This is a genomic window from Streptomyces torulosus (genome assembly GCF_001419765.1).
Classification (GTDB): Bacteria; Actinomycetota; Actinomycetes; order Streptomycetales; family Streptomycetaceae; genus Streptomyces; species Streptomyces torulosus.
The window spans coordinates 1-7,783 of the sequence record NZ_LIRK01000761.1; the positions used below are offsets into that span (position 1 = coordinate 1).

The 7,783-nt window shown below is 71.2% G+C and carries 5 protein-coding genes; 3 read left to right on the plus strand and 2 right to left on the minus strand.

What is annotated here, in order from left to right:
• Positions 1–1,482 (plus strand): FAD-binding protein (locus AOK23_RS39340; protein ID WP_063791488.1); only part of this gene is annotated, 1,482 nt, incomplete at its 5' end.
• Between the two features lie 10 nt (positions 1,483–1,492).
• On the opposite strand, the gene AOK23_RS39345 is transcribed toward AOK23_RS39340, so the two are convergent.
• A complete protein-coding gene (locus AOK23_RS39345) occupies positions 1,493–2,404 on the minus strand; it encodes a helix-turn-helix transcriptional regulator (protein ID WP_079049960.1) in 912 nt (303 codons plus the stop codon).
• A 332-nt stretch (positions 2,405–2,736) separates the two neighbouring features.
• The gene (locus AOK23_RS39350) at positions 2,737–5,358 is read right to left on the minus strand and encodes a glycosyltransferase family 1 protein (protein WP_055717239.1); all 2,622 of its coding nucleotides are present in this window, start codon (positions 5,356–5,358) and stop codon (positions 2,737–2,739) included.
• 330 nt (positions 5,359–5,688) lie between these two features.
• On the opposite strand from AOK23_RS39350, the gene AOK23_RS39355 reads away from it, so the two are divergent.
• Complete coding sequence (locus AOK23_RS39355; protein WP_055717240.1) at positions 5,689–6,900, plus strand: S8 family peptidase; 1,212 nt, start codon at positions 5,689–5,691, stop codon at positions 6,898–6,900.
• A gap of 229 nt (positions 6,901–7,129) precedes the next feature.
• A partial coding sequence (locus tag AOK23_RS39360) for a maltotransferase domain-containing protein (RefSeq protein ID WP_157878291.1) occupies positions 7,130–7,783 on the plus strand: 654 nt, incomplete at its 3' end.

Here is a 7,783-nt window from a genome sequence, read left to right on the forward strand (position 1 = left end):
TCCGAGATCACCCCCGCCGACCCCCGCTACCGCTCCCTCACCACGCGCGCCCGCAACACGCGCTTCACCGGAGCCCCCGACCGCGTCCTGATCCCCCGTACCGCGGAGGACGTACGACGAGCGGTGACGGCCGCCGTCCGCGCCGGCGCGCGGCCGGCGGTCCGCGGGGGCGGCCACGGCCTGGAGAACCTCGTCGACGCCCCGGGCGTCCGGACCCTCCTCGATCTGTCCGAGCTGAACGACGTGGCCCATGACCCCGCCCGGCGGGCCTTCGGCGTCGGCGCGGGCGCGCTCCTCGGCCCCGTCTACCGTTCCCTCTACCTGAACTGGGGCGTGGCGATACCCGGCGGCACCTGTCCGTCCGTGGGGCTCGGCGGCTATGTCCAGGGCGGCGGTTTCGGCGCCCTGTGCCGTCGGCACGGTCTGATCGTCGACCATCTGGAGGCCGTCGAGGTGGTCGTGGCCGACGGTGACGGCGAGGCCCGTACGGTCGTCGCGTCCCGGGACCCCGCCGATCCGCACCACGATCTGTGGTGGGCGCACACCGGGGCGGGCGGCGGCAACTTCGGTGTCGTCACCCGCTACTGGTTCCGCTCCCCCGAGGCGGAGTCGGCCGCGTCCGAGGACCTGCTTCCCCGGCCCCCGGAGACGGTCCTCCTCGTGTCGGCGGAGTGGCCCTGGGAGTCGCTCGGCGAACGGGACTTCGCCCGTCTGGTCCGCAACCACGGTGACTGGCATCGGGACGAGGACGGCGCGGACCCCGCGTACGAGAGCCTGTACAGCGCGCTGTACCTGAACCAGCGCGCCGTGGGCCGGATCGTGCTGAGCGCCCAGATGGACGCGTCGGCCCCGGGCGCGCGGCGCCAGCTCGACGCGTACGTCGCGGCGGTCGGCGAGGGCGTCCGTACGCGGCCCCGGGTCACCCGAACCGTCCTGCCCTGGCTCCAGTTCACCCAGCGGGACGTGGAGAACCGGGGCGAACTGACGCGATCCAAGAGCAAGGGCGCGTATCTGCGCCGCCCGTACACGGCGGCGGAGACGGAGCTGCTCTTCCGCCATCTCTCCGACCCCGCCTACGACGGTCACACGACGGTGGTGCTGTTCTCCTACGGCCGCCAGGTCAACGCCGTGGACCCGGCGGCGACCGTGGTCGCCCAGCGGGACTCGATCCTCAAGTGCTACCTCGGTACGTACTGGGCCGATCCGGCGGCCGACGACCGGCACATCCAGCGGCTGAGGGAGCTGTACGCCCAGCTGTACGCGGACACGGGCGGCGTTCCCGTGCCCGACGCCGGGACCGACGGGTCGTACATCAACTATCCGGACGTGGATCTGGCCGATCCCCGCTGGAACACCTCGGGCGTCCCCTGGTACGAGCTGTACTTCAAGGGGAACCACCCCCGGCTCCAGCGGGTCAAGGCCGCGTGGGATCCGCGGAACGTCTTCCGGCACGCGCTGTCGGTGCGCCCGCCCTCCGCCTGAGCTCCGGGCGTCAGACCATCGAGATCGTCTGGCGCTCGGAGGGCCCGACCCTGACGCCGGCGCCCGCCGTGTGCAGTCGCACCTTGATCCGTTCCTCGACGAGGTCCCGGAAGCGGACGAGCAGACGGTTGTCCAGAACGGGCTGGTAGACGACGAGCGTGGCGTCGGTGGCCGCGAGATGGAGTTTCACGTAGCCGAGTTCTATCCGTCCGAGGATCGGATGGTCGAAGACGCGGACGGACGGCCCCGACGGGGCGAGGTCGAGCCGCTGCCAGAGTTCACGGAACTCGGGGTATTCGCTCTTGAGTCCGTCGATCATCTTGGCGTACTCGGGATGGGCGAGATGGTCGGCGACCTGGGCACGGAACAGGGCAACCGCTTCCATTGTGTCCTGCTCCCAGTGGGGATGCATGTCCCGCGCCCGCTCGTCGAACATCATGACCAGCGTATTGCGGCGCCGTTGCTCCAAGGTTTCGAAGTAGGGAAACAATGCACAGAAACCCTGATTCCAGGCAAGCACGTCGAAGCGGTGGTTCACAATGAACGCGGGCAGCGGGTCCTGGAATTCGAGGAACGTCAGATACTGCGCCGGAATACGATCCCTGGAGCACGGGGACTGCACCGCGGGCGGTAATTCGCCGGCCAGCCGGAACAGATGCCGGGTCTCCGTGGCGTCCAGCCGCAGCGCCCGCGCCAGTCCGTTCAGGACCTGTCCGGACACCCTGATCTTCCGTGCCTGCTCCAGCCATGTGTACCAGGTCACACTCACGCCGGCCAACTGCGCGAGTTCCTCCCGGCGCAGCCCCGGCGTGCGGCGCCGCCCATACGAATTCTTTATACCTACCGCTTCGGGCGTGAGCCTCTCACGTCGATTCCGAAGAAATGCAGCGAGTTCCTTTCGCTGCTGCTCGGTGATCGCCATCACACATTCCCCCTAAGCTTCACACATGCAGCCGAGTACGGTGAGCTGCGAAAACTGTACAACCCTCACCCGCATCTATGTGCATGAGCCAGCCTTTTCTTTCCCTGGCCCCTTCCCCAGGTTTGGCCCGCTGTTTATGAAGCCTTTGCCCCCACCGACTCGGTGACCTGCGACGACGCGCCCTTCTTCGCCTCCGGCAAAGAACCGGGGCCGCCCGCATGATGAGACGGATTTTACGTGCGCAACGCCGCCGCGCCCCGTACGGGTGGTGCCCGTACGGGGCGCGGCGGCGAACGGCGAAGCCGGGCCGGGGCGCGACCGGCCGGGCGCTGCTACCGCATCAGCACCCCCGCCCCCTCCCCTGTCTCCTCCGACGGCACCGCCAGAAGGCCCAGTTCGGCCGGGGAGGCGAGCAGGCGGTGGGACGGGAGGATGCGGACCGTGTAGCCGAAGGGGCCCGTGCGGTCCAGGGCCAGGGGGCCCTCGTAGACCCAGCGGCCCTCCTCGTCGGGCCCGCTGGTCGGCTTCAGCGGGACGCTCGCCGCGTCCGTGATGCGGTCCTCGGAGTCGACGCGGCCCGACACCGCCTGCACCTCGACGTCGTCGGGGGCGAGTTCCCCGAGGTCCACGCGGACGCGCAGCATCAGCGTGGCGCCCAGTTCGGCGGTGCTCGTCGGCGCCGCTGACGCCTCCACGTGGTCGACCTTGACGCGGTGCCAGGCGCCCCGGACGCGTGCCTTCCACCCCGCCGACTCCCGTGCCGTGTCCGGGTTCAGCGCGCGGTGGGCGCGGGCCGCGGGCGCGTACAGGCGGTCCACGTACTCGCGGACCATCCGGCCGGCCAGCACCTTCGGGCCGAGGTGGGTGAGGGTCTGGCGGACCATCTCGATCCAGCGGTCGGGCAGTCCGCCCTGGCCGCGCTCGTAGAAGCGGGGCGCCACCCGCTGTTCCAGCAGGTCGTACAGGGCGGCGGCCTCCAGGTCGTCCCGGCGGTCGTCGTCCGTCGCCGTGCCGTCGGCGGTGGGGATCGCCCAGCCGAAGTCCGGGCGGAACCATTCGTCCCACCAGCCGTCCAGCACCGACAGGTTGAGGCATCCGTTCAGCGCGGCCTTCATCCCGCTGGTGCCGCACGCCTCCAGCGGCCGCAGCGGGTTGTTGAGCCACACGTCGCAGCCCGGGTACAGCTTCTGCGCCATCGCCATGCCGTAGTCCGGCAGGAACACGATGCGGTGGCGCACCCGCGGGTCGTCGGCGAACCTGACCAGCTCCTGGATGAGGCGCTTGCCGCCGTCGTCCGCCGGGTGGGCCTTGCCGGCGACGACGATCTGGATCGGCCGCTCGGGGTGCAGCAGCAGCTCCATCAGCCGGTCCTGGTCGCGCAGCATCAGCGTCAGCCGCTTGTACGAGGGGACGCGGCGGGCGAAGCCGATGGTCAGGACGTCCGGGTCGAGCACCCCGTCGATCCAGCCGAGTTCGGCGGTGCCCGCGCCGCGCTGGCGCCAGGAGGCGGCGAGGCGCTCCCGTACCTCCAGCACCAGTTGCTCGCGCAGGTTGCGCCGCAGTTCCCAGATGTCGCCGTCGGGGATCTCGGCCACGGCGTCCCAGCGGTCCGAGCCGCCGACCGTCATGGCGTCCTCGGTGCGTTCGGCGCCGACCTGCCGGGAGCCGAGGCGGAACACCTCGGGCGCCACCCAGGTCGGGGCGTGCACGCCGTTGGTGACGGAGGTGATGGGGACCTCGTCCGCGTCGAAGCCCGGCCACAGACCCGAGAACATCTCCCGGCTGACCTGGCCGTGCAGCAGGGACACCCCGTTGGCGCGCTGGGCGAGCCGGAGGCCCATCACCGCCATGTTGAAGACGTTCGGGTCGCCGCCCGAGTACGTCTCCATCCCGAGGCCGAGAATGCGTTCGACGTCGATACGGGGCAGTTCGGCGTCGGGGCCGAAGTGCTGGGCCACGAGTTCCCGGTCGAAGCGGTCGATGCCGGCCGGGACCGGGGTGTGGGTGGTGAAGACGGTGCCGGCGCGGACCGCCTCCAGACCGGCGTCGAAGTCGAGACCCTCGTCGCAGAGCTCGGCGATGCGTTCCAGACCCAGAAAGCCGGCGTGGCCCTCGTTGGTGTGGAAGACCTCGGGTTCGGCGTGACCGGTGAGGCGGCAGTACGTGCGGACCGCCCGGACACCTCCTATACCGAGCAGCATCTCCTGCAGCAGCCGATGTTCGCTGCCGCCGCCGTAGAGCCGGTCGGTGACGCCCCGCTCGCCGAGGTCGTTCTCCTCGACGTCGGAGTCCAGCAGGAGCAGGGGCACGCGGCCGACCTGGGCCTGCCAGACGCGGGCGTGCAGCCGGCGGCCGCCGGGGAGCGCCAGGTCGACGCGGGCCTGGGAGCCGTCGGTCTCCTGCAACGGCACCAGGGGCAGCTCGTTCGGGTCGAGCACGGGGTAGTGCTCCTGCTGCCAGCCGTCCCGGGACAGCGACTGCCGGAAGTAGCCGTGCCGGTAGAGCAGGCCGACGCCGATCAGGGGCACTCCCAGGTCGCTGGCGGCCTTCAGATGGTCGCCGGCGAGGATGCCGAGGCCGCCGGAGTACTGCGGCAGCGCGGCGGTGATGCCGAACTCGGGCGAGAAGTAGGCGACGGCGGCCGGTGGTTCCGTGGTCTGGGTCTGGTACCAGCGGTCGCCGGTGACGTAGTCGCGCAGTTCGTCGGCGACCACGGTGAGCCGGCGCAGGAAGCGCCGGTCCTCGGCGAGTTCGGCGAGGCGCCGGGCGGAGACGGAGCCGAGAAGGCGTACGGGGTCGCCGCCGGACGCGGCCCAGCACTCGGGGTCGACCGACTGGAAGAGGTCACGGGTCTCCGCGTGCCAGGACCAGCGCAGATTGCGCGCCAACTCGCTGAGCGGCTGAAGGGCTTCGGGCAGGACGGGTCGGACGGTGAATCTGCGGATGGCCTTCACAGAGGATTCCACCTTCACGCCAGGACGTACGGGCCAAGGGGACGCACCTGTTGCGTGCGACCGTTCGTCACCACGACGGTAGCGGCGCGGGCGGGCGGGTCGGCAAGCCCGGCGCGTCCCTCGGTATGCAATTACGGCGCATCCGTACCCCGGCCCCCCGGCCGCGCAGTCCGCTCCCCCGTGTTCAGTCCTGAATTCGTCGCGGCCCGCCCCTGTCCCCCCACGGGCGGTATGGCCGATTCCGCCCCTCTGGGCGACCTTGTGGCGCTTCACCCCGCACGAGAGGCTGCCGAGTGGCGTACCGGCCGACCGAGGAGGGGGTCCGCATCCATGCACGACCGGGCAGAGGCGAGAAACAGGCGTCTGCGCTGGGCGGGAGGCCTCACGGCGGTCATCACGGCCGCGGTGCTCTCGGTCGCCCCCGCACCGGCGCACGCCGCTCCGGAGGGACGCGTCCTCGGAGCCGGGGGCGCCGGTTCCGTCGGCGGCAGTTACATCGTGACCCTCAAGGAAGGGACGGGAGCCCCGTCGGAGGAGGGGAAGGACATCGCCCGGAAGTACGGGGCGAAAATACGCCACATGTACAGCTCGGTTCTCAACGGCTATGCCGTGAGCGCCGGTGAGAATCAGGCCAAGCGGCTCGCGGCGGACCCGCGGGTGGCGTCCGTCGTGCAGGACACGGCGGTCAGGTACGACGGCAGCCTGCGGAACCCGCCGTCCTGGGGCCTGGACCGCCTGGACCAGGCGGGACTTCCGCTCGACAGGAGCTACACCTGGCCGGAGTCGGCGGGCAAGGGCACCACCGTGTATGTGATCGACACCGGCATACGCGTCACCCACAAGGATTTCGGCGGCCGGGCCCTCCACGGCTGGGACTTCGTCCAGAACGACAGGACGGCCCAGGACGGCAACGGCCACGGCACCCATGTCGCGGGCACGGTCGCCGGCGCCAGATACGGGGTGGCCAAGAAGGCGAAGGTGGTCGCGGTACGCGTCCTCGACGACACGGGGGCGGGGACGACGGCCCGGGTCATCGCGGGCATCGACTGGGTCACCCGGCACGCGAAGAAACCCGCGGTGGCCAACCTGAGCCTGGGCGGCCCGGCCAACGCCCAGCTCGACGCCGCCGTACGCACCTCCGTAGCGGCCGGGGTGACGTATACGGTCGCCGCCGGCAACGACGCCGTCGCCGCCTCCCTCTCCTCACCCGCCCGGGTGAAGCAGGCGATCACGGTCGGCGCCACCGGAAAGAAGGACACCCGCGCCGCCTTCTCCAACTGGGGCACGAAATTGGATCTGTTCGCGCCGGGGGTGTCCATCACCTCCGCGTCACACCGGAGCGACACCGGGTCCGCCACCTATTCGGGTACGTCGATGGCGGCGCCGCACGCCGCGGGCGCGGCCGCCCTGTACCTGGCCGACCACCCCGCCGCGACACCGGCGCAGGTGGCCGAAACGCTGGTGGAGGGTGCGGTTTCGGGCAAGGTCAAGGACAGATTTCCGGGCTCTCCGGACCGGATTCTCCATGTCGACGTCCCGTAGGCCCCGGTAACACCACAGGTGAACGTCCCTTTACCCAAAGCGACTAGAGTGACCGGCCTCGCCCCCCTCGGACGAGGCCGGTCTTGTGTGTAGACATACGCGTGAGTAGTTAACAAAGTGCCGGAATGCTCACCCGCACTGTGTGGGAAGGCTCCACCGGTACATCCCGCTGGCCCCACCTCCCCACACCCTCATCCGCCCACCCACGTTGACGCGGACAGGAGCGGTCATGCCCGCCACGCACCACTCGTCAGCACCCCCGACGACCAGTACCACCACAGCGCACACCAGCACCCCCGCCACGGCCACCCCTAGCGCCGCCGCGCGCCCCGCGCGCCGGGCGCACACCGGCCCGCCCGCGCCGTCGGCCTCGCCCCCGGACACGGCGACCGTCGGCCGGATACCGGTTCTGGACGTACGGCCCACCGTCCATCACGGCCGCCGGCCCGCGAAGGCCGTGGTGGGCGAGGAGTTCGAGATCTCGGCGGTCGTCTTCCGCGAGGGCCATGACGCGGTCGCCGCCAATGTGGTCCTGACGGACCCGGAGGGCCGTCCGGGTCCATGGACGCCGATGCGGGAACTCGCCCCCGGCACGGACCGCTGGGGCGCCACCGTCTCCGCGCCGAGCGAGGGCCGGTGGACGTACGCGGTGGAGGCGTGGGGCGACCCGGTCGCCACCTGGCGCCATCACGCCCGGATCAAGGTCCCGGCCGGCATCGACACGGAGCTGGTCCTGGAGGAGGGCGCGCGGTTGTACGAGCGTGCCGCCGCCGGGGTCCCGGAGGGCGGGCGCGCCCGTGGTGCCGTCCTCGCCGCCGTGGACGCGCTGCGTGACACCGAGCGGCCGGCCGCGTCCCGTCTGGCGGCGGCTTTGTCGCCGGAG

Excerpts from the sequence above, each read along its gene's own strand:
- AOK23_RS39345 (WP_079049960.1), bottom strand. The coding sequence starts at position 2,404 with ATGGCGATCACCGAGCAGCAGCGAAAGGAACTCGCTGCATTTCTTCGG.
- AOK23_RS39355 (WP_055717240.1), top strand. The coding sequence starts at position 5,689 with ATGCACGACCGGGCAGAGGCGAGAAACAGGCGTCTGCGCTGGGCGGGA.